Genomic DNA, 18,371 nt, shown 5'->3' with positions numbered 1-18,371 from the left:
ATGAACATCGGGGCGCGTTGCACACTGCAACGTGCCCTTACGTATTGCAGGAGTGTTACATGTTGTTTTCCGAACTCGGCTTGTCGCCGGAGATCCTGCGCGCCATCGAAGAGCAGGGCTACAGCCAGCCGACGCCGATCCAGGAGAAGGCGATTCCGTTGGTGTTGTCGGGCCGCGACCTGCTGGCCGCCGCGCAAACCGGCACCGGCAAGACCGCCGCCTTCATGCTGCCGATTCTGGAGCGACTGAAGAAATTCGCCAATACCAGCGTATCGCCGGCGATGCACCCTGTCCGCGCGCTGGTCTTGTCGCCGACGCGCGAGCTGGCCGACCAGATCGGCGTCAACGTGCAAAGCTACACCAAGTATCTGCCGCTGCGCGCCACCACCGTCTACGGCGGCGTCAATATGGATCCGCAGACCCAGGAACTGCGCCGCGGCGTCGAGATCCTGATCGCGACGCCGGGCCGACTGCTGGATCATATCCAGCAGAAGGCCGTGCAATTCAACAAGGTGGAAGTGCTGGTGCTGGACGAAGCCGACCGCATGCTGGACATGGGCTTCATCCAGGATATCCGCAAGATCATGAGCATGCTGCCGAAGGAACGCCAGACGCTGCTGTTCTCCGCGACCTTCGCGCCGGAGATCAAGCGCCTGGCGTCGGACTTCATGCGTACGCCGCAGACCGTCGAGGTGGCGCGTCAGAATGCCACCAACGAGCAGGTGGAACAGCTGGTGTTCCAGGTCGACGCGTTCAAGAAGCGCCAGTTGCTGGCGCATCTGATCCGCTCGCGGGAAATGAGCCAGGTCATCGTGTTCTGCAAGACCAAGATCAGCGCCGACCAGCTGGCGCGCGATTTGAAGCGCGACGGTCTGGACGCCGAGGCCATCCACGGCGACAAGACCCAGGGCACCCGGCTGGAGACGCTGGCGGCGTTCAAGGAAGGCCAGCTGCGCGTCTTGGTGGCCACCGATGTCGCCGCGCGTGGCCTGGACATTTCCGAGCTGCCGTATGTCGTGAATTTCGAGATGCCCAACGCGCCGGAGGACTATGTCCACCGGATCGGCCGCACCGGCCGCGCCGGCGCCAAGGGCGTGGCGATTTCTCTGATGAGCCCGGAGGAAACCCGCCAGCACGAGGCGATCGAGAAGCTGACCAAGCAGACGCTGACGCCGCAGAGCGTCGACGGCTTCTGGCCGTCCTGGCTGCCGCGGCCGAAGTCGCAGTCGCAGCGCGAGCCTCAGCCCCAGCGCGAACCTCAGCCTCAGCGCGAATTCCAGCGGCAGCCCGCGCAGCAGGCGCAGGCGCCGGTGTTGAGCGCCGGCAAGGGCGAAGGCCTGAAGCAGGCTCGGCCGGGGCGGCGCAACCGCAAGGAGAAGCGCGAGGTGCCGGCGCTGCTGTTGCCGCCGCGCTACAAGGTCGAGATCATCCGTTAAAGCTTGTTAACAAAACCCCGCCTCGGCGGGGTTTTGTTTTGCCGGTGTCGGCGGCCGGGAGGCGGTATGCTGACGGGAAGACGCCGGTGGGCGATAGAGGAGACGCGATGGCGAAATACCGGAAATGGATTTATGCGTGCGGCGCAGGCGGCGCGCTGTTGGCTGCGGGCTGCCAGGCGGCGCCGCTGCCGGATTCGGCGGGACGCGCGATGTTGTACGCCCACGGCAGCGCCGAGCTGGGGCGGAATCCGCAGAGCGGCGTAGGCGAGGCCGAGCGGCTGGCCCAGTTGCGCGCGCTGGTGCATGGCAGCGCCATTCATTGCGGCAATCCAGGCTGCCCGTTCTGCAATCCGGGCAATCGTCCACCGGCGCCGTTGTAATTTGCATGGAATAAAAAAACGCCGGACGCATTTCGCGGCCGGCGTTTTTCTTGATCAAGCCCGGAGTCAGGTCGCGCTGTCGGGGCGCAGCGGCATCGCGGCGATGTCGCGCACCGGCGTGCCGGCGTCGCGTTTGGCGTCGGCGTGGCGGAAACGGTCGCGCACCTCTTGCACCAGCAGGAACGGCGTATCGTCCGGCAGATGCTCGGTCCAGGTGCTGATGGTGGTCGGTTCCGGATTGGGCGCGGCGGGCGCACGGCTGACGGCGTAGGTTTCAAATTGCCAGAGCAGCGGTAGCAGCAACAGCGCGTGCCGCAACCAGCGCGGCACGGATCGAAATGGTATCGTCATAGTATGTATAGACTACGACGGTGCGTGAAAAGTTGCACGCAAAAGTTGCGTTTTACAAAAAACTCAGTGCGCGGCAGGCATGCCGCCATGGTGGGGCAGGCCGGCCGGGTCGATATGGGTCATCACGTCCAGCACTGGATGGCGCTGCAGCACGCGCCGCTGCGCGTCCTCGGTGATCGCGTGCGCCTGGTAGACATTGATGCGGCCGTCCACCTCCAGGTGCACGTCGACCAGGATCTGATCGCCCATCTTGCGGGTGCGCAGATCATGGATGCCGGCGATGCCGGGCGTCGACAGCAGGGTGTCGCGGATCGCGGCGACGTCGTTCTCGTCGGCGGCGCGGTCCATCAGATCGTGCAGCGCGTCCCAGGCGAAGCGCAAGCCCATCTTGCCGACCAGCAAGCCCACGACCAGAGCCGCCACCGGGTCCAGTATCGGATAGCCGAGCAGATTGCCCGCCACGCCGGCGGCGACCACCAGCGACGAGGCCGCGTCGGAGCGGGCGTGCCAGGCGTTGGCCACCAGCAGGCTGGAGCGCACCCGTCGCGCCACCGCCAGCATGTAGCGAAACAGCGTTTCCTTGGCGAGCAGCGCCAGCGCGGCGATCCACAGCGCCAGCGAGTGGACGGCCGGGATCTGTTCCGGGTGCAGGAACTTGGCCGCGGCCGAATACAGCATGCCGGCGCCGACCGCCAGCAGCAGCAGGCCCAGCGCCAGCGAGGCGCCGTTCTCGTAGCGCTGATGGCCGTATTGATGGTCGCTGTCCGGCCCCTTGCCGCTATGGCGGCCGGCCAGCAAGACGACGAAGTCGGCGACCAGATCGGACAGCGAATGGACGCCGTCGGCGATCAGCGCCGACGAATGGGACCAGGCGCCGGCTATGATCTGCAGCGTCGACAGCAGCAGGTTGACGGCGACGCTGACCAGGGTGCTGCTGCGCGCGGCTTGGCGGCGCTCGGCGCTGTCCAGGCCGTCGCGGGCGGAAAAAGGGTGATTCATGGTCGGCATCCTGCTGGTGGGTAGCCTAATTATTGCATTGTTTTTTTTATTGGTCATTTAAAATCGATTGCAATTTTAAATGATAATGAAAACGATAATGAGCCGCACTGGGGCGTTGCTCGCAGGCGCCGCCGGCAAACGGGCCTCGGCTTCGCGCGCGGGATGGCGCCGCTTGCCGGTATAATCCGACGATGGACAACACATCGCCCCCGTTCGCCGGCCTGACGCCGGACACCATACTCGACGCCGTCGAAAGCCTGGGCCTGCGCGCCAGCGGCAGCCTGCTGGCGCTGAACAGCTACGAAAACCGCGTCTACCAGATAGGCATGGACGACGGCGCGCCGCTGGTGGCCAAGTTCTATCGCCCTGAGCGCTGGAGCGACGAGGCCATTCTCGAGGAGCACGCGTTTTCCTTGCAGCTGGCCGAGCGCGAAATTCCAGCGGTGCCGCCGCAGGTCTTCGAAGGGCGCACGCTGCACGGCCACGCCGGTTTCCGCTTCGCGCTGTTCGAACGCCGCGGCGGCCGGGTGCCGGAATTGGACCGCGACGAGACGCTGCAATGGGTGGGCCGCTTCCTGGGCCGCATCCACGCGCTGGGCCGCACCGAGTCCTACCGCCACCGCCCGTCGCTGGACATCGACAGCTTCGGCCGCGAGCCGGTGGATTTCATCTTGGCCGGGAACCGGCTTCCGCCGGAGCTCGTCGCGGTGTACCGCGGCGTGGCCGAGCAGGCGCTGACCGGCGTGGCGCGCTGCTTCGAGCGGGCCGGGGCGGTGGGCACGCTGCGGCTGCACGGCGACTGCCACGTCGGCAATCTGCTGTGGACCGACGCCGGCCCGCATTTCGTCGACTTCGACGACAGCCGGACCGGACCGGCGGTGCAGGACTTGTGGATGCTGCTGTCCGGCGATCGGGCCGATCAGTCGCGCCAGCTGGCCGAGGTGCTGGCCGGCTACGAGGATTTCTGCGAATTCGATCAGCGCGAGCTGAATCTGCTGGAGGCGTTGCGTACGCTGCGCCTGCTGCATTACAGCGCCTGGCTGGCCCGGCGCTGGCACGATCCGGCCTTTCCGGCGGCCTTCCCGTGGTTCGGCGGGCAGCGCTACTGGGAGGAGCAGATCCTGTCGCTGCGCGAGCAGATCGCGCTGATGGACGAAGCGCCGCTGTGGTCGTGCTGAGCGCGGGTTTGCAATCTTGCGGCGAGCGTCTCGCGGCCGCGAAGACAGCGTAGACAGGCTCTGAGGCGCCGCGAGCCGGTCTGGGCCGGCCCGGCGCGTTCAGCGGCAGATCGCCTTGGCGATCATCTCCAGCGCCATCACCTCGTCGGCGGCGCCGAGCTTGATCGCTTCCTTGGGCATGCCGAACACCACGCAGCTTTCCTCGTCCTGGGCGATGGTGCGCGCGCCGCAGTCGTGCATTTCCTTCAGTCCCTTGGCGCCGTCGTCGCCCATGCCGGTCATGATGATGCCCAGCGCGTTCTTGCCGGCGAATTTGGCGGCCGAGCGGAACAGCACGTCCACCGACGGCTTGTGCCGGCTGACCAGCGGGCCGTCCACCACTTCCACTTGATAGTAGGCGCCGCTGCGCTTGACCATCATGTGCTTGCCGCCGGGAGCGATCAGCGCGCGGCCGGGCAGGATGCGGTCGCCGTTGCTGGCCTCCTTCACCTCGATCTGCGACAGGCTGTTCAGGCGCTCGGCGAACGAGCGGGTGAATTTCTCCGGCATGTGCTGGACGATGGCCAGGCCGGGGCAGGTGCGCGGCAGCTCGGTCAGCACCGCCTCCAGCGCCTGGGTGCCGCCGGTCGAGGTGCCGATGGCGATGATGCGCTCGGTAGTGGCGAACACATTGCCGCCGGTCGGCGCCGACAGGATGGCGTCAGCCGACAGCTTGGGCCGGGTCTCCAGCGGGTTGGCGCCGGGCGTGTGGCCGGCCGGCGAGGCCGAGGCGGACGGCATCACCCGCACCCGGCTCATCCGCGCGGCGGCGGCGCTGCGCACCGCCATCACCAGATGGTTGGCGCTGTCCTCGAGAAAGCCCTTGACCCCGGCCACCGGCTTGGCGATCACCTCGACCGCGCCGGCCGCCATCGCCTGCATGCTGATGTCGGTGCCCTTCTGCGTCAGCGACGAGCAGATCACCACCGGCGTCGGCCGGGTGGCCATCAGCTGCTTCAGAAAGGTGATGCCATCCATCTTCGGCATTTCGACGTCCAGCACCAGCACGTCCGGCCACCTCAGTTTCATCTTGTCCATCGCCATATACGGGTCGTTGGCGACGTCCAGCACCTCGATGCCGTTGGCCTCGTTGAAGACGGCGGTCAATACTTGGCGCACCACCGCGGAATCGTCGACGATCATGACCTTGATGCTCATTTGCGGATCCTTGCGTTAGGTGGAGGCGTCATTTCCAGTTCGGCCTCTTGTGATTGTTTGATCCAGACGTGGCCGCTGGCGACGTCGAACAGCACCAGCCGCGGACAGTTGCCGCCCAGGTCCTCGGCCTGCAGTCGCAGCCCGAGCTGCTTGACCATCGCGCGCGCCATGCTGATGTTGCGCGACGGCACATCGTGGCTGAGCTTGCGCTCCCGGCTGAGCAGCATCGAGGCGCCGCCGATCAGCCGGGTGTGGAATTCCTGCAGTGGCAGGCCGCAGGCCAGGATTTCGCGCAGCAGCAGCAGCATCGCTTCGTCGCCGTATCGGCCGGACAGGGTTTCGCCGCGGCGGCCGGTGCGTTGCGCCAGCAGGTAGTGGCACATGCCGCCGACACGCTCCTGCGGGTGCCACAGGATGATGGACACGCAGGAGCCGAGCAGCGTGCGGATGCGGGTGTCGCCGCCGCCGAAGTGCCAGTCTCCGGGGTGGAGGAAGACCGCTTCGCCGTTCGGCTCGGCCGGCGCGGGATTGCCGATCCGCTTGTCGGGCGTCGAGGGGGCCGCCGGCGAGGCCGGCGGATTCGGGGCCATGATGTTTCGCTTTCTTGTGCGGCGCCGGGCGGTCTGCCGCGGCGTCCATGGTTTCAATCTAGTACAACGGCCTGTCCGCGGCGGTTTCAGAAGCGGAACAGGTCCTGATAGGCGTCCTGTTCCGGCGTCGGTGGCGCTTCCTGCGGTCGCGGCGGCAACGGTTCGACGGCCGGCGTCGGCGCGGTGCCGCCCAGTTGGAAGAAGCCCATCGCCTGTTGCAGCCGTTCCGATTGCAGCGTCATCTCCTCGGCGGTGGATGCCAGTTGTTCGCTGGCCGCCGCGTTCTGCTGGGTCGCGTGGTTCAGGTGCTGGATGGCGTGGTTGATCTGGCCGATGCCGCCGGCCTGTTCGCGGGTGGCGGCGGCGATCTCCTGCACCAGGTCGGCGGTGCGGCCGCTGGAGCGCACGATTTCCTTCAGCAGCCGGCCGGCCTGCTCGGCGACGCTGACGCTGCGGCCGGCCAGCTCGCCGATTTCCTGCGCCGCGACCTGGCTGCGCTCGGCCAGCTTGCGCACCTCGGCGGCGACCACGGCGAAGCCGGCGCCGTGCTTGCCGGCGCGGGCGGCCTCGATCGCGGCGTTCAGCGCCAAGAGATTGGTCTGATAGGCGATATCGTCGATGATGCCGATCTTGTCGGCGATCTGGCGCATCGCCTGCACCGTCTGCTGCACCGCCTGTCCGCCCTCGGTGGCCTCGCCGGAGGCTTTTTCGGCGATCGCCTCGGTGGCGCGGGAATTGTCGCAGGTCTGATTCAGCGAGGCCGACACCTGCTCGATCGAGGCCGAGCTTTGCTGCAGTCCGGCGGCGGAGGCGCTGGCGCTCTGCGACAGCGCCATCGCGGTGGAGCTGATCTGCAGCGCGGCGCTGGCGACGCCGTCGGAGCTGTTCTTCACTTCGGCGATGATGGCGCGCAACTGCTGGCACATCTGCCGCATCGATTCGCTGAGGCTGCCGTCCGGCGCCGGCGGCAACTCGATGTCCAGCTTGCCGGCGGCCACTTCGCGGGTGGCGCGCACCACTTGGTGCGGTTCGCCGCCCAGGCGGCGGATCAGCTGGCGGTAGATCAGGATCAGCGAGGCCACCAGCAGCAGCAGCGCCGCCGCGCTGACGCCGGCGAGGGTGGCGAAGGTGCGGCGGGTGCTGCGGTCGGCGGCGGCCTCCGTCTGCCGCTGCAACTCTCCGGTGCGGGCGATCAGCGGCTGGATGGCCTGGCGGTTCTGTTCGTACTGCGTGGCCAGCCGGTCGAAGGACAGATTGATCGCCAGCTGGTCGTGGGCGTCCAGCGCCGGCAGGAAATGGCTGTCGACCTCCTGGAAGAAGGCGTCCGCGGTCGACCTCACCTGCTGGGTCAGCACCGTGCGGATTTCGGCCGGCAGTGCGCTGTCGGTCCATTTCTTCTGGCCGTTGTAGAACTCGGCGCGCAGCGCCTGCAGTTGATCGAGCTGGCGCTGGCGTATCGACGGATCCGGCGTGTTGCGCAACTGGTTGACCAGCAGGAAGGCCGCCTCCAGCGCCTGGGTCGGCGGATCGAGGTCGTTGATGAAGTCCTTGCCTATCACCACCTGGTGGTAGAGATCGCCGTTGATCATCACGGTGCGCAAGCCCTGCCAGGCGGTGACGGCCAGCAGCGACAGGCTGACGATGGCGCAGGCGGCCAGCAGCTTGAATTGCTGGCGCACGGTCAGTTTTCTCATGCGTTTCCCCCATGGCGGGCGGCGGGCGAGCGCCGGAGGGGCTGCGGACGCGCCATCATTCCTCCTCGGCCTCTTCTTGGCGGCTCAGTTCGGACAGCAGCGACATTTCGCTCAGCGACAGCACCTTGTCCACGTCCAGCAGCACCACGAAGCGGCTGTCGACCTTGGCCATGCCCTGGATGAAGTCGACGCGGATCCGGCTGCCGAACTGCGGCGGCGGCTCGATCTCGTCGTCCGGAATCGCCAGCACCTCGTGCACCGCGTCCACCAGCACGCCGATCAGCTGGCACTGTTCCTCGTGCTCCATCTCGATGATGACGATGCAGGTGCGGCGGTTGAGGGCGGTAGGCTCGCGGGCGAAGCGCAGCGACAGGTCTATCACCGGCACCACCGCGCCGCGCAGGTTCATCACGCCGCGGATGAAGTCCGGCATCAGCGGCACCACGGTGGGCCGGACGTATTCCAGGATTTCGCGTATCCGCAGAATGCCGATGGCGAACGTCTCGCCGGCCAGCTGGAAGGTCAGGAATTGCCGGATTTCGGCGCTCTCCTGCTGGGCGGAGTAGCTGTCGCTGCGGCGCAGGATGTTCAGTGCGGCCATGTGATTCCTTTCCCGCTTCAGTGCGGCATGCCGCCGCGGGCCGCGGCGCCGCCGGCATGCAGCGCGCCCAGGTGGAAAAAGCTGATCAGGTCGTGCAGATTCTCCGCCTGGCGGTTCATCTGTTCCGCGGTGGCGGCCAGCTCCTCGCTGGCGCTGGCGTTCTGCTGGGTGCTGTGGTTCAGCTGCTGCACCGCCAGGCTGATCTGGCCGACGCCGGCCGATTGCTCGCTGGCGGCGGCGGCGATTTCCTGCACCAGGTCCGAGGTGCGGCTGCTGGAGCGGACGATCTCCTCCAGCAGGCTGCCGGCGCCGTCGACCAGCGCCACGCTGCCGCGCGCCAGGCCGCTGATCTCCTGCGCGGCCACCTGGCTGCGCTCGGCCAGTTTGCGCACCTCGGCGGCGACCACGGCGAAGCCCTTGCCGTGCTCGCCGGCGCGGGCCGCTTCTATCGCCGCGTTCAGCGCCAGGAGATTGGTCTGGTAGGCGATGTCGTCGATGATGCCTATCTTGTCGGCGATCTGGCGCATCGCCCGTATCGTCTGTTGCACCGCCTCGCCGCCGGCGGCGGCCTCGCTGGAGGCTTTCTCGGCGATGCCCTCGGTGATCCGGGCGTTGTCGTTGGTCTGGTTGATCGATGTCGACATCTGTTCCACCGAGGCCGAGGTCTGCTCCAGTCCCGCGGCCTGCTCGCTGGACGATTGCGCCAGCAACTGCGAGGTGGAGTGGATGTGCTGGGCGGCGACGGACAGGCTTTCCGAGCCGGTCTTCACCTCGCCGATGATGGCGCCAAGGGTCTGTATCGTCTGCACGATGGACGCCGCCAGGCTGTGCTGGTCGTCCTGCCGCAGCGGAATGGCGCATTGCAGGTTGCCGCGCGAAACCTCGCGCATCATGTCGGCCACCTGCTGCGGCTCGCCGCCCAGCGTGCGCAGCAGATTGCGCTGGATCGCGGCGGCGATCAGCAGGCTGGCGGCGACGGCGACGGCCGCCAGGATCAGCATCCGCTGCACGCTGGCGGCGTAGATGGCCTCGCTTCTGAGGGCCAGGTCGTCGTTCAGCTTGTCTTCGACGTCGGTCAGCACGCCTATGGTGTCGTTCAGGCGGGCGCCCTTGCCGATGGTGAACTGGGCGCGGGCCTGCGGCCCCTGTTGCCGCATCGCCAGCTCCAGCGCCTGCTGGTATTCCTGGTGGACTTCCCGGCTGGCGGTCTGAATGGCGGCGATCAGCTCGCGCTCGCGCGCGGTGGTGGACGGCTCGCGCTGGAACATCTGCGCCAGTTGCTGTTCGGTGGCGGCGTAGCGGCGCAGCGAGTCTTGCAGCGCCTGCCCGGCGCGCGCGATCTCGTCCTGTGTTTGCGCCAACAGGCCGTTGCGGATGTCGACGCGGATCTGCTGGTTCTGTTCCATCATCTGGTGCGCCAGCCGCGCCTCGACGTTGTTGACGCGGGTGATGTCGTGGATGGCCGCGTTGACTTCGCCGAAGCCCAGCATCGCCACCGCGATGGACAAGAGCAGCAGGAGGACGATGGCGCCGTAGCCCAGGGCCTGCCGGGTGGCGAGGCGCATGCCCGATATGGCGGTCATGGTGCGCTTCCTTGTGTTTGCGGGGCGGGGGGCGGCAGAACGAAGCGTTCGGCCTCCTTGCGGCAGGCGTGACGGATCAGCGACGGCACGTCCAGGATCAGCGCCACTTCGCCGGTGCCGAGTATGGTGGAGCCGCTGATCGCCTTCAGTGTGTTGAACAGCGCGCCCAAGGGTTTGATCACGGTCTGGAATTCGCCGCCCAGCGCGTCGACGACCAGGCCGGCCTTGCGTTCGCCGTACTGCGCCACCACCACATTGCGTCGCGCCACGGCGGCCGGTTCCTGCTCGAAGAAGCGCGACAGGTGCAGCAGCGGCAGCAGTTCGCCGCGCAGGTTGATGCAGTCGTGCACGCCGTTCTCCGGCAGGCCGGTCGGCAGCTCTATGCATTCCACCACGGCCTCCAGCGGCAGCACGAAGGTGGAGCAGCCGACCTCGACCAGGAAGCCGTCGATGATGGCCAGCGTCAGCGGCAGGCGGATGCGGAAGCTGGTGCCGCGGCCAGCCTCGCTGTCTATGTCTATCATGCCGTGCAGCTGTTCTATGCTGCGCTTGACCACATCCATGCCTACGCCGCGTCCGGACAGATTGGTCACCTGCTCTGCGGTGGAAAAGCCGGCTTCGAAGATCTGCTGGTACACCACATTGTCCGGCGGCTCGTCGTCGGGGCCGATCAGGCCGCGCTCGCGCGCCTTGGCCAGGATGCGTTCTCGCTTCAGGCCGCCGCCGTCGTCGGCGACCTCGATCACCACGCTGCCGGATTCGTGATAGGCGTTCAGCCACAGATTGCCCGACGCCGGCTTGCCGCTTTGCTGGCGGACCGGCGGCGTCTCGATGCCGTGGTCGATGGCGTTGCGCACGATGTGCATCAGCGGATCGCCCAGCTTCTCCACCATCGATTTGTCCAACTCGGTCTCGGCGCCGACGATGTGCAGCTGGATGTCCTTGCCCAATTCGCGCGATACGTCGCGCACCACGCGGGGGAAGCGCTGGAAGATCTCGCCTATCTGCACCATGCGCATCGACAGCGTGCCGGCGCGTATCTGCTCGATCAAGTTGGCGATGGTCAGCGTCGCCTCGACCAGCGGCGTCTGCTGCGAGCGGCGCGCGACCAGATTGGCGGCGGCGCCGGCGATCACCAATTCGCCTATCAGGTCTATCAGGCTGTCCAGCTTGCCGGCCTCGACTTTCAGGAATTTGCTTTCGGCCGTCTTGCCGCCGCGGCTTTCCGCCGCCGGGGCTGTTGTCGGCGCCCTGGCGTCCGCGGACGCCAGAGGCGCTTCCGTCTCCGGCTCCGTCTCTTCGGCCGGCGCGGGGGCGGGGGCGAAAGCGCCGAAGCGCGCCCAGGCCTGCCGCACCGCCTCGGCCTCGTCCGGCTCGGTGTCGATGCAGGCCTCGCCCAGATGAGGGGCGGCGGCGGCCAGCGGCCAGATGCCTATCATGCTGTCTTCGCGGGCGAACTCGAACACCTCGTGCAAGGCCCGCTCGCTGGTGTCGCCGTAGTACAGCGCCTCGAACCGCAGGTAGTTGCTCTCGGGATCGAAGGCGTCGCCGGCCGGCAGCCGGCAGCAGATGGCCTCAATCCGTTCCACCGTGCCCAGCGTGGCCAGATAGCGGATGAAGGACGACGGGTCCAGGCCGTTGCGCAGCGCGTCCGGGCTGAAGCGCAGCGACAGCAGCCAGTGCCGCGCCTCGCCTTCCTCTGACGGCTCCGTCGCGGGTTCGGCGGCCGGCTGCATCGCCTGCGGCAGCGCCAGATAGCCCAGCAGCGCCGCCAGCAGCGCTTCGTCGAGCAGCGTTTCCAGCGGCTCCTTGGCGGCCAGCGCCTGCATCATCAGCTTGACCTGGTCGTGGCAGCGCAACAGCAGGCCGACCAGCTCGTCGTCCAGCGCCAGCTGGCCGTCGCGCAACTGGTCCAGCAGGTTTTCCACCTGATGGGTGAAACCGACGATGGGGTCCAGCCCGAACAGACCGGCCGAACCCTTGATGGTGTGCATGGTGCGGAACAGCGCGTTCAGCTGCTCGCCGCTGGCTTGAGCCGGCTCGATGTCGAGCAGGATGCCCTCCATTTCGGCCAGCAGTTCGCGGGCCTCCTCCAGAAAGGTCTGCCTGGCCTGTTCAAGATCCATCGCCGTCACCCTCGGCCGGCGGCGCCAGCTCGTTCAGGCCCATCAGGCGGACGAAGTCGCGGACGCATCGGCTGGGCGCGCACAGCGTCACCTTCTGTCCGCGGCGTTCGCCCTCGCGCAGCAGCCACAGCAGCACCTGGGCGCCGGCGCAGTCGAACTCTTCCACGGTCGACAGGTCGAGTTCGATGTCGCCGTCACCGTCGGCGCGCAGCGCCTGTTCCAGTTCGGCGCGCCATTGCGCCGCCTGATAGATGGTTTGTTCGCATCCGGAGGCAATGGCAAGCGGCATGATCGGCTCCTTCGTCGGTCGCGCCGCTCAGGGCAGAATCAGCTTGGACACGGCGGTCAGCAGCACCGGAGGCTGGAAGGGCTTGATCACCCAGGCCTTGGCGCCGGCCTCCTTGCCTTCCTGCTTCTTGTCCTCGGCCGATTCGGTGGTCAGCATGATGACCGGGGTGAATTTGTAGTGCGGCAGCTGCTTGATGCTTTTCAGCAGGCCGATGCCGTCCAGCTGGGGCATGTTGACGTCGGAGATGATCAGATGGATCTTGCGGCCGTCCAGGATGTCCAGCGCTTCCTTGCCATTGCCGGCCTCCAGCACATCGTAGCCGGCGCCGGCCAGCGTCATCTTCACCACCTGTCGCAAGGTGGTGGAGTCGTCGACTATCAATATGGTCTTGGCCATCTGGCGCGTCCCCGTATTTCAGAAAAAGGTGATGTCGCTCGATCCGGGCGTCTTGTCGTTATGTTCCCGGTTGTGGAGCGCGCGCTGTTCATGGGTGGTGTAGCTGCTTTTCAGCGCGGCGAGCCAGACCTCGGTGTCCGGCGGCGCCGGCAGTTCTCCATCGCTGTGCAAGGCCTCGTGCAGTGTGGTTTCCAGTTGCCAGATATCGTTCTGGACATGCGACAGTATCTGGCTGACCCGGTCCTGGAATTGCAGCTGGGTCAGGATGTCCTCGATGGCGGCCTGCAGCTTGGCGCTGGCGGAGGCGTCCAGGCGCAGCGGCGTCGCGGCCCGGACGTCGAGTTCCAGCGCCTCCAGTTGCCGCCTCAGGCTGCCGGCCTGCTCGGCGATAGGGCCGTCCTGCGCCTGGGCGGCGGCGGACGATTGCGCCAGCGTCTCGAGTTGTCGCCCGGCCTCGACCAGCTGCGGCAGCCGCTGCAGCAAGTCAAGCGGCCCGTCGTCGGGCGGGGCGTCCTGCGGCGCGGACGGGGAGGCTGTCGCCGCCAGCTGGTTCAACTGGCGCAGCATGCCGTCGAAGCGCGTGGTGAGCTGGGCGGCGGCGTCGTCTATCTGTTCCCGTCCCAGCGAGATGTGGCCGGCCCACAGCGGCAGCAGCGCGTAGACGTGGCCGGACACCTCGCGCCAATAGCCGGACGGGTTGTCGTTTTCCCGAGGCGGCGGAGCGGGCGAGGCGGGACGGACCGACGGCCACAGCAGCAGCAACAGGATCAGCAGCGTGGTCAGGCCGAGCGCCGGCCAGAACAGTGGATGATCGATGAACAGGGCATATTGGATTCCCCCGTTGACGATCAGGCCGATTTCCAGCCGTATCCAGCGCCAGGGTTGAACAGGGGCGGTCATGCACGGGTTCCGAGGCTAGTCTTCCTACTGTTTGTAGCCGTTGCGCTGAGGGGATGCAAACAGCCTGTCACTTGTCGTATCGCGCTTTGGCGGCTCGCCGGCGGCTCAATTCCGTCTTGCAATTCTCGACATTCTGTGGTCAGAATCGAAGTTCGACATTTCAACCTTTTTTCAATTAAGAAGCACGTATGGCACTCATCGTACAGAAGTACGGCGGCACCTCGGTCGGGACAACCGAGCGCATCAAGAATGTGGCCCGTCGCGTTGCCAAGTGGAAGGCTCAGGGACACGATGTGGTGGTGGTGGTATCCGCGATGAGCGGCGAGACCAACCGCCTGATCGCCCTGGCCAAGGACATCCAGGATTACCCGGACCCGCGCGAGCTGGACGTGGTGGTGTCCACCGGCGAGCAAGTCACCATCGGCCTGTTGGCGATGGCCTTGAAGGAAATCGGCGTGCCGGCCAAGAGCTATTGCGGCTGGCAGGTCAAGGTGGTGACCGACCATGCCCACACCAAGGCGCGCATCCAGTCGATAGACGAACAGGTGATGCGGGGCGACCTGAAGGAAGGCCGCGTCGTCATCGTCGCCGGCTTCCAGGGCGTCGACGAGGACGGCAGCATCACCACGCTGGGCCGCGGCGGTTCGGATACATCGGCGGTGGCGCTGGCCGCCGCGCTGAAGGCCGACGAATGCCAGATCTACACCGACGTCGACGGCGTCTACACCACCGATCCGCGCGTGGTGCCGGAGGCGCGCCGGCTGAAGACGGTCACCTTCGAAGAGATGATCGAGATGGCGTCGCTCGGTTCCAAGGTATTGCAGATCCGCTCGGTGGAGTTCGCCGGCAAGTACAAGGTGCGCTTGCGCGTGCTCTCCAGCTTCGAGGACGAAGGCGAGGGCACCCTGATTACGTTTGAGGAAGATGAAAGCATGGAAAAGGCGGTAGTGGCAGGCATCGCGTTCGATCGCAACGAGGCCCGCATCAATGTGAAGGGCGTGCCGGACAAGCCGGGCATCGCCTACCAGATTCTGGGTCCGATCGCCGATGCCAACATCGAAGTGGACATGATCATCCAGAATGTCGGCGAGAACGGCGCGACCGACTTCTCGTTCACCGTGCCGCGCGGCGAGTTCCAGCGCGCGCTGTCCATCTTGCGCGAAGTGCAGACCCATATCGGCGCCGCCAAGATCGACGCCGACGACAAGGTGGCGAAGATTTCCATCGTCGGCGTCGGCATGCGCTCGCATTGCGGCATCGCCTCGACGATGTTCCGCACGCTGGCGGAAGAGGGCATCAATATCCAGATGATCTCCACCTCGGAAATCAAGGTGTCGGTGTTGCTGGACGAGAAATACCTGGAACTGGCGGTTCGCGTATTGCATAAGGTTTTCGGATTGGACCAGGCCGCGTAAATAATTTGGGATTTACCCTTGACACAGGGGGTGCCGCTAATTAATATGGCGCTCTCTGAACGGAGAAATGGCCGAGTGGTCGAAGGCACTTCCCTGCTAAGGAAGCATACGGGCTTAAACCTGTATCGAGGGTTCGAATCCCTCTTTCTCCGCCAGATAACGCACCCGTAGCTCAGTTGGATAGAGTATCTGGCTACGAACCAGAGGGTCGGGCGTTCGAATCGCTCCGGGTGCGCCAGCTGTCCCTATAGTTTAGCGGTTAGAACACCGCCCTTTCACGGCGGTAGCCGGGGTTCGATTCCCCGTGGGGACGCCAGGATTCAAGAAAAAGCCCAGCATGAAAATGCTGGGCTTTTTCGCGTTCATCGTTCCGGTATTTTCCATTTGCCGCCGGCGGCGTAAAAAAACGGGACGCCGCGGCGTCCCGTCGTCTTGCCCGTCAGAAGCGATGGTTGATTTCCACCCAGCCCTGGCGGCCGTAAGGCGAGTAATTGCCGACCGGATAATACGGCCAGCCGCCGCTGTCGTCCCGTTTCACGAAGTCCTGCAGATTGTTGATGATCAGGCTGACCGAGGTCTTCTTGTCGAACTGGTAGCCCACGCTCAGATTGGCCAGCACGCTGGGCGTCAGATAGCCGTTGCCGGCGCCGTTGGGGATCTTGCCGTAGCGGGTCAGCAGCAACGTCGACGTCCAGTTGCCGATATTCCAGGTGGTGCTGAAATCCAGCTTGTCCGGCCAGTCGGTGTTCGACATATCGGTCAGCTCGTTCTGCGCCGGATCGCTGGCGAACTGCTGATAGCTATGCGTCAGCACCTTGGTGTAGGTGGCCTTGAACAGGAAGTCGCCGTAGTTCGCGGTGCGCAGATTGTATTTGCCGCTGAGGTCTATGCCGCTGGTGCGCTCGCTGGCGGCGTTGATCGGGTTGACGATGATGGTGTTGATCGCGCCCGGATCGACCAGCGCGTTGGCCGGATTGCGCACGATGCGGTTCAGCGCGTCCTGGCACTGCGAGGAATGGATGTCCAGCAGGCCGCCGCGGCACAGCGCCTCGTTGCGCAGCAGTTGGTCGGCGCTGAGGGTGGTGACCAGGTTGTCTATCGTGATGTTCCAGTAGTCCAGCGAGATGTCGGCGTCGCGGCTCGGCGACCAGACGAAGCCCAGGCCGTAGGACTTGCCGTTTTCCGGCTTCAGGTCCGGGTTGCCGTTGCTGATGTAGTTGGAACCGGGCGACACGCCGGCGTACTGGCAGCTGGCCAGCGGCTGGCCGGCCTGGGCGCAGCGCCAGTAGTCGGTGCTGGAGGCGTAATAGCCGCGGGTCTGGGTCTGGAACAGATAGCTCATGTCCGGCGCCCGGAAGCTGGTCGCGTAGTTGCCGCGCAGCAGCAGGCTGCCGATGGGGCGGTATTCCAGGCCGGCGCCGTAGGTGAACTTGCCCTCGCTGCTGTCGTCGGTCTGGTAGCGGTCGTAGCGGCCGGACAGCGTCAGGTTCAGCGGCTTGGCCAGCGGCAGCAGCAGCTCGCCGCCGAGCGCCGAGCGCGCGCGGGTGCCGGCGGCCTTGACCGCCGGCGAGGCGTTGAAGAACACGCCCTGGTTCAGTCTGGCGTCGGGCTCGTTGCTGAAGCCCTGGCTGCCCCATTCGGCGACGCCGGCCAATTTGGCCGGTCCGGCCGGCAGTTGGAACAGCTCGCCGCTGGCGCTGAGGCTCAGCGCCTGCAGCCAGGATTTGTTCTGGCCGACGCTGTTGCCGATCAGGCTGGCCGATTGCGCGGCGGTCAGCGGCTGGTAGAAGCGGCCGGTGCCGGGCGCGTAGATCGGCACGCCCTTGCTGTCGGTGCCCAGCTGCGGGCCAAGGAAATAGCTGTCGACGCCGGCGAGCAGCATCGGGCTGGTGCTCTGGCTGGTGTAGACCGAGGCGTTGTAGGCCAGTTCGTAGTTCCAGCTGCCGGAGAGGTCGCCGCGCACGCCCAGCGTCAGGTTGGCGGCCACGTCGTCCCATTTGCGGTTGTAGTTGTCGGCGCCGCCGAGCTCCTCCGGCGCGAAGCGTTTGCTCCAGATTTCGTAGTTGCCGCTGTTCTGGTTCAGGAAGTAGCCGCCCTGGCCGGCGGCCGAGGTCCAGCTGGGACCGCGGGTATTGTTCTCGGTGTGGTTGAAGGCCAGCATCGCGTCGCTGAACAGTTCGGCATGCGAGTTGATCAGGTAGCTGAGGCTGAGGAAGCCGCTCTGGCTTTGGTTGGCGGTCTGCAGCGTCCAGTAGGTCGGCTTCAGCCGGTTGCTGGCGCAATAGCCGGACTGGCCGTTGCCTACGGTGCCGACGTTGCCGGCGAACAGGCCGGCGAGATTGCCGCAGGCGCTGCCGGAGTCCAGATAGTTGCCGCCGGCGACGCGGCGGCCCAGTATCAGCGACGGCGCCTCGCCCTGCGCGGTGGAGGTCGACATGAAATCGCGCTGGCCGGCCCAGATCGCGTTGCGCTGGCTCAGCTCCAGGCCGTACACCAGGCTGAGCTGGTCCCAGCTCTTGCCGCCGCTCAATTGCAGGCGGGCGTTTTCGCCGCCGTGGTGCTGGGCGCCGCCTACCTTCAGGTTGACGTTGACGGCGTCGGTCTTCTTTTTCAGGATGATGTTGACCACGCCGGCGATGGCGTCGGAACCGTAGATGGCCGAGGCGCCGCCGTTGAGGATTTCGATTCGGTCTATCAGCGCCGCCGGGATGTTGGCCAGGTTGACGAAGTTGACTTCGCCCTCGTAGGCGGTCGGGTAGTCGGCGACGCGGCGGCCGTTGATCAGCGTCAGCGTGTGGTTGGGGCCCAGGCCCCGCAGACTGATGGCGTTGGCGGCCGGCGTGAAGGTGTTGCCGTAGTCCGCTCCCTGGGTGAAGCCGGTGTTCTGCGTCAGATTGTTCAGCGCGTCGAAGACATTGGTGTAACCCTGTTTCTCGATGTCGCTGCCGCTGATCACGGTGACGCTGGTCGGACCTTCCTTGGCCGAGCGCGCGATGCGCGAGCCGGTGACGGTGACGCGCTCCAGCGAGTCGGTCGGCGCGGCGTCATCGGCGCGAGCCTGGCCGGCCGCCAGCAGGGCGGCCGCAATGACAGTCAGATGAAATGTTGATTTTATTTTCACGGAATGTAACCAGGCCAAAGCTGGTCCTCGGGCAATTTCGGAAAATAAAATTTATCATCATGTCATTTTTCGGTTGCAATTATTTTTTGCAAAACTAATGCCTTAGGAATATATG

Annotated in this window: 16 protein-coding genes and 3 tRNA genes; 7 read left to right on the top strand and 12 right to left on the bottom strand. The window is 66.0% G+C overall.

The features are described 5' to 3' along the window. The first annotated feature begins 59 nt into the window (after positions 1-59). Complete coding sequence (locus CXB49_RS17235; protein ID WP_101709524.1) at positions 60-1,436, top strand: DEAD/DEAH box helicase; 1,377 nt, start codon at positions 60-62, stop codon at positions 1,434-1,436. A 107-nt stretch (positions 1,437-1,543) separates the two neighbouring features. Beyond that, the gene (locus tag CXB49_RS17230) at positions 1,544-1,816 is read left to right on the top strand and encodes a hypothetical protein (RefSeq protein WP_101709523.1); all 273 of its coding nucleotides are present in this window, start codon (positions 1,544-1,546) and stop codon (positions 1,814-1,816) included. A 66-nt stretch (positions 1,817-1,882) separates the two neighbouring features. Here CXB49_RS17230 and CXB49_RS17225 read toward each other — a convergent pair whose 3' ends face one another. Both CXB49_RS17225 and CXB49_RS17220 read right to left on the bottom strand, forming a co-directional pair. Beyond that, positions 1,883-2,146: a hypothetical protein gene (locus CXB49_RS17225; RefSeq protein ID WP_158300929.1), complete on the bottom strand. Its 264-nt coding sequence runs from the start codon at positions 2,144-2,146 to the stop codon at positions 1,883-1,885. Positions 2,147-2,230: 84 nt separating this feature from the next. Further along, positions 2,231-3,166, bottom strand: coding sequence for a cation diffusion facilitator family transporter (locus CXB49_RS17220; protein WP_101710755.1), 936 nt, complete (start codon positions 3,164-3,166; stop codon positions 2,231-2,233). A gap of 191 nt (positions 3,167-3,357) precedes the next feature. Here CXB49_RS17220 and CXB49_RS17215 point away from each other — a divergent pair, with 191 nt between their 5' ends. Further along, positions 3,358-4,344 carry a serine/threonine protein kinase gene (locus CXB49_RS17215; protein WP_101709521.1) on the top strand — a complete coding sequence of 329 codons (987 nt, stop codon included), beginning with the start codon at positions 3,358-3,360 and terminating at the stop codon, positions 4,342-4,344. 99 nt (positions 4,345-4,443) lie between these two features. On the opposite strand, the gene CXB49_RS17210 is transcribed toward CXB49_RS17215, so the two are convergent. From CXB49_RS17210 to CXB49_RS17170, 9 genes are all read right to left on the bottom strand, one after another. Further along, the gene (locus CXB49_RS17210) at positions 4,444-5,541 is read right to left on the bottom strand and encodes a chemotaxis response regulator protein-glutamate methylesterase (RefSeq protein ID WP_101709520.1); all 1,098 of its coding nucleotides are present in this window, start codon (positions 5,539-5,541) and stop codon (positions 4,444-4,446) included. Next, entirely contained in the window at positions 5,538-6,131 is a 594-nt protein-coding gene (locus tag CXB49_RS17205; protein WP_101709519.1) for a chemotaxis protein CheD, read from the bottom strand. The genes CXB49_RS17210 and CXB49_RS17205 overlap by 4 nt, the downstream gene beginning before the upstream one ends. An 86-nt stretch (positions 6,132-6,217) precedes the next feature. Further along, positions 6,218-7,825 carry a methyl-accepting chemotaxis protein gene (locus tag CXB49_RS17200; RefSeq protein ID WP_199406709.1) on the bottom strand — a complete coding sequence of 536 codons (1,608 nt, stop codon included), beginning with the start codon at positions 7,823-7,825 and terminating at the stop codon, positions 6,218-6,220. A gap of 55 nt (positions 7,826-7,880) precedes the next feature. Next, positions 7,881-8,426: a chemotaxis protein CheW gene (locus CXB49_RS17195; RefSeq protein WP_101709518.1), complete on the bottom strand. Its 546-nt coding sequence runs from the start codon at positions 8,424-8,426 to the stop codon at positions 7,881-7,883. Between the two features lie 17 nt (positions 8,427-8,443). Then, positions 8,444-10,009, bottom strand: a complete 1,566-nt coding sequence (locus CXB49_RS17190; RefSeq protein WP_101709517.1) for a methyl-accepting chemotaxis protein — start codon at positions 10,007-10,009, stop codon at positions 8,444-8,446. Next, complete coding sequence (locus tag CXB49_RS17185; RefSeq protein ID WP_101709516.1) at positions 10,006-12,135, bottom strand: chemotaxis protein CheA; 2,130 nt, start codon at positions 12,133-12,135, stop codon at positions 10,006-10,008. The genes CXB49_RS17190 and CXB49_RS17185 overlap by 4 nt, the downstream gene beginning before the upstream one ends. Next, complete coding sequence (locus CXB49_RS17180; RefSeq protein ID WP_101709515.1) at positions 12,125-12,424, bottom strand: lipid asymmetry maintenance protein MlaB; 300 nt, start codon at positions 12,422-12,424, stop codon at positions 12,125-12,127. The genes CXB49_RS17185 and CXB49_RS17180 overlap by 11 nt, the downstream gene beginning before the upstream one ends. 27 nt (positions 12,425-12,451) lie before the next feature. Continuing rightward, the gene (locus CXB49_RS17175) at positions 12,452-12,820 is read right to left on the bottom strand and encodes a response regulator (RefSeq protein ID WP_101709514.1); all 369 of its coding nucleotides are present in this window, start codon (positions 12,818-12,820) and stop codon (positions 12,452-12,454) included. Between the two features lie 18 nt (positions 12,821-12,838). Further along, positions 12,839-13,720 carry a hypothetical protein gene (locus CXB49_RS17170; protein WP_101709513.1) on the bottom strand — a complete coding sequence of 294 codons (882 nt, stop codon included), beginning with the start codon at positions 13,718-13,720 and terminating at the stop codon, positions 12,839-12,841. Positions 13,721-13,908: 188 nt separating this feature from the next. On the opposite strand from CXB49_RS17170, the gene CXB49_RS17165 reads away from it, so the two are divergent. The 4 genes from CXB49_RS17165 (at position 13,909) to CXB49_RS17150 (ending at position 15,451) form a co-directional block, all read left to right on the top strand. After that, the gene (locus CXB49_RS17165) at positions 13,909-15,135 is read left to right on the top strand and encodes an aspartate kinase (RefSeq protein ID WP_101709512.1); all 1,227 of its coding nucleotides are present in this window, start codon (positions 13,909-13,911) and stop codon (positions 15,133-15,135) included. A 61-nt stretch (positions 15,136-15,196) separates the two neighbouring features. Continuing rightward, positions 15,197-15,290 (top strand) — tRNA-Ser (locus tag CXB49_RS17160). A 6-nt stretch (positions 15,291-15,296) separates the two neighbouring features. After that, positions 15,297-15,373 (top strand) — tRNA-Arg (locus CXB49_RS17155). Positions 15,374-15,376: 3 nt separating this feature from the next. After that, positions 15,377-15,451: transfer RNA gene (locus tag CXB49_RS17150), tRNA-Glu, on the top strand. 123 nt (positions 15,452-15,574) lie between these two features. On the opposite strand, the gene CXB49_RS17145 is transcribed toward CXB49_RS17150, so the two are convergent. After that, entirely contained in the window at positions 15,575-18,256 is a 2,682-nt protein-coding gene (locus tag CXB49_RS17145; RefSeq protein ID WP_199406708.1) for a TonB-dependent siderophore receptor, read from the bottom strand. Positions 18,257-18,371: the final 115 nt, after the last annotated feature.

Origin of the sequence: Chromobacterium sp. ATCC 53434 (assembly GCF_002848345.1) — a bacterium.
Classification (GTDB): Bacteria; Pseudomonadota; Gammaproteobacteria; order Burkholderiales; family Chromobacteriaceae; genus Chromobacterium.
Note: the sequence above shows the minus strand (reverse complement) of the source record. Positions and strands in the feature narration are given on the sequence as shown.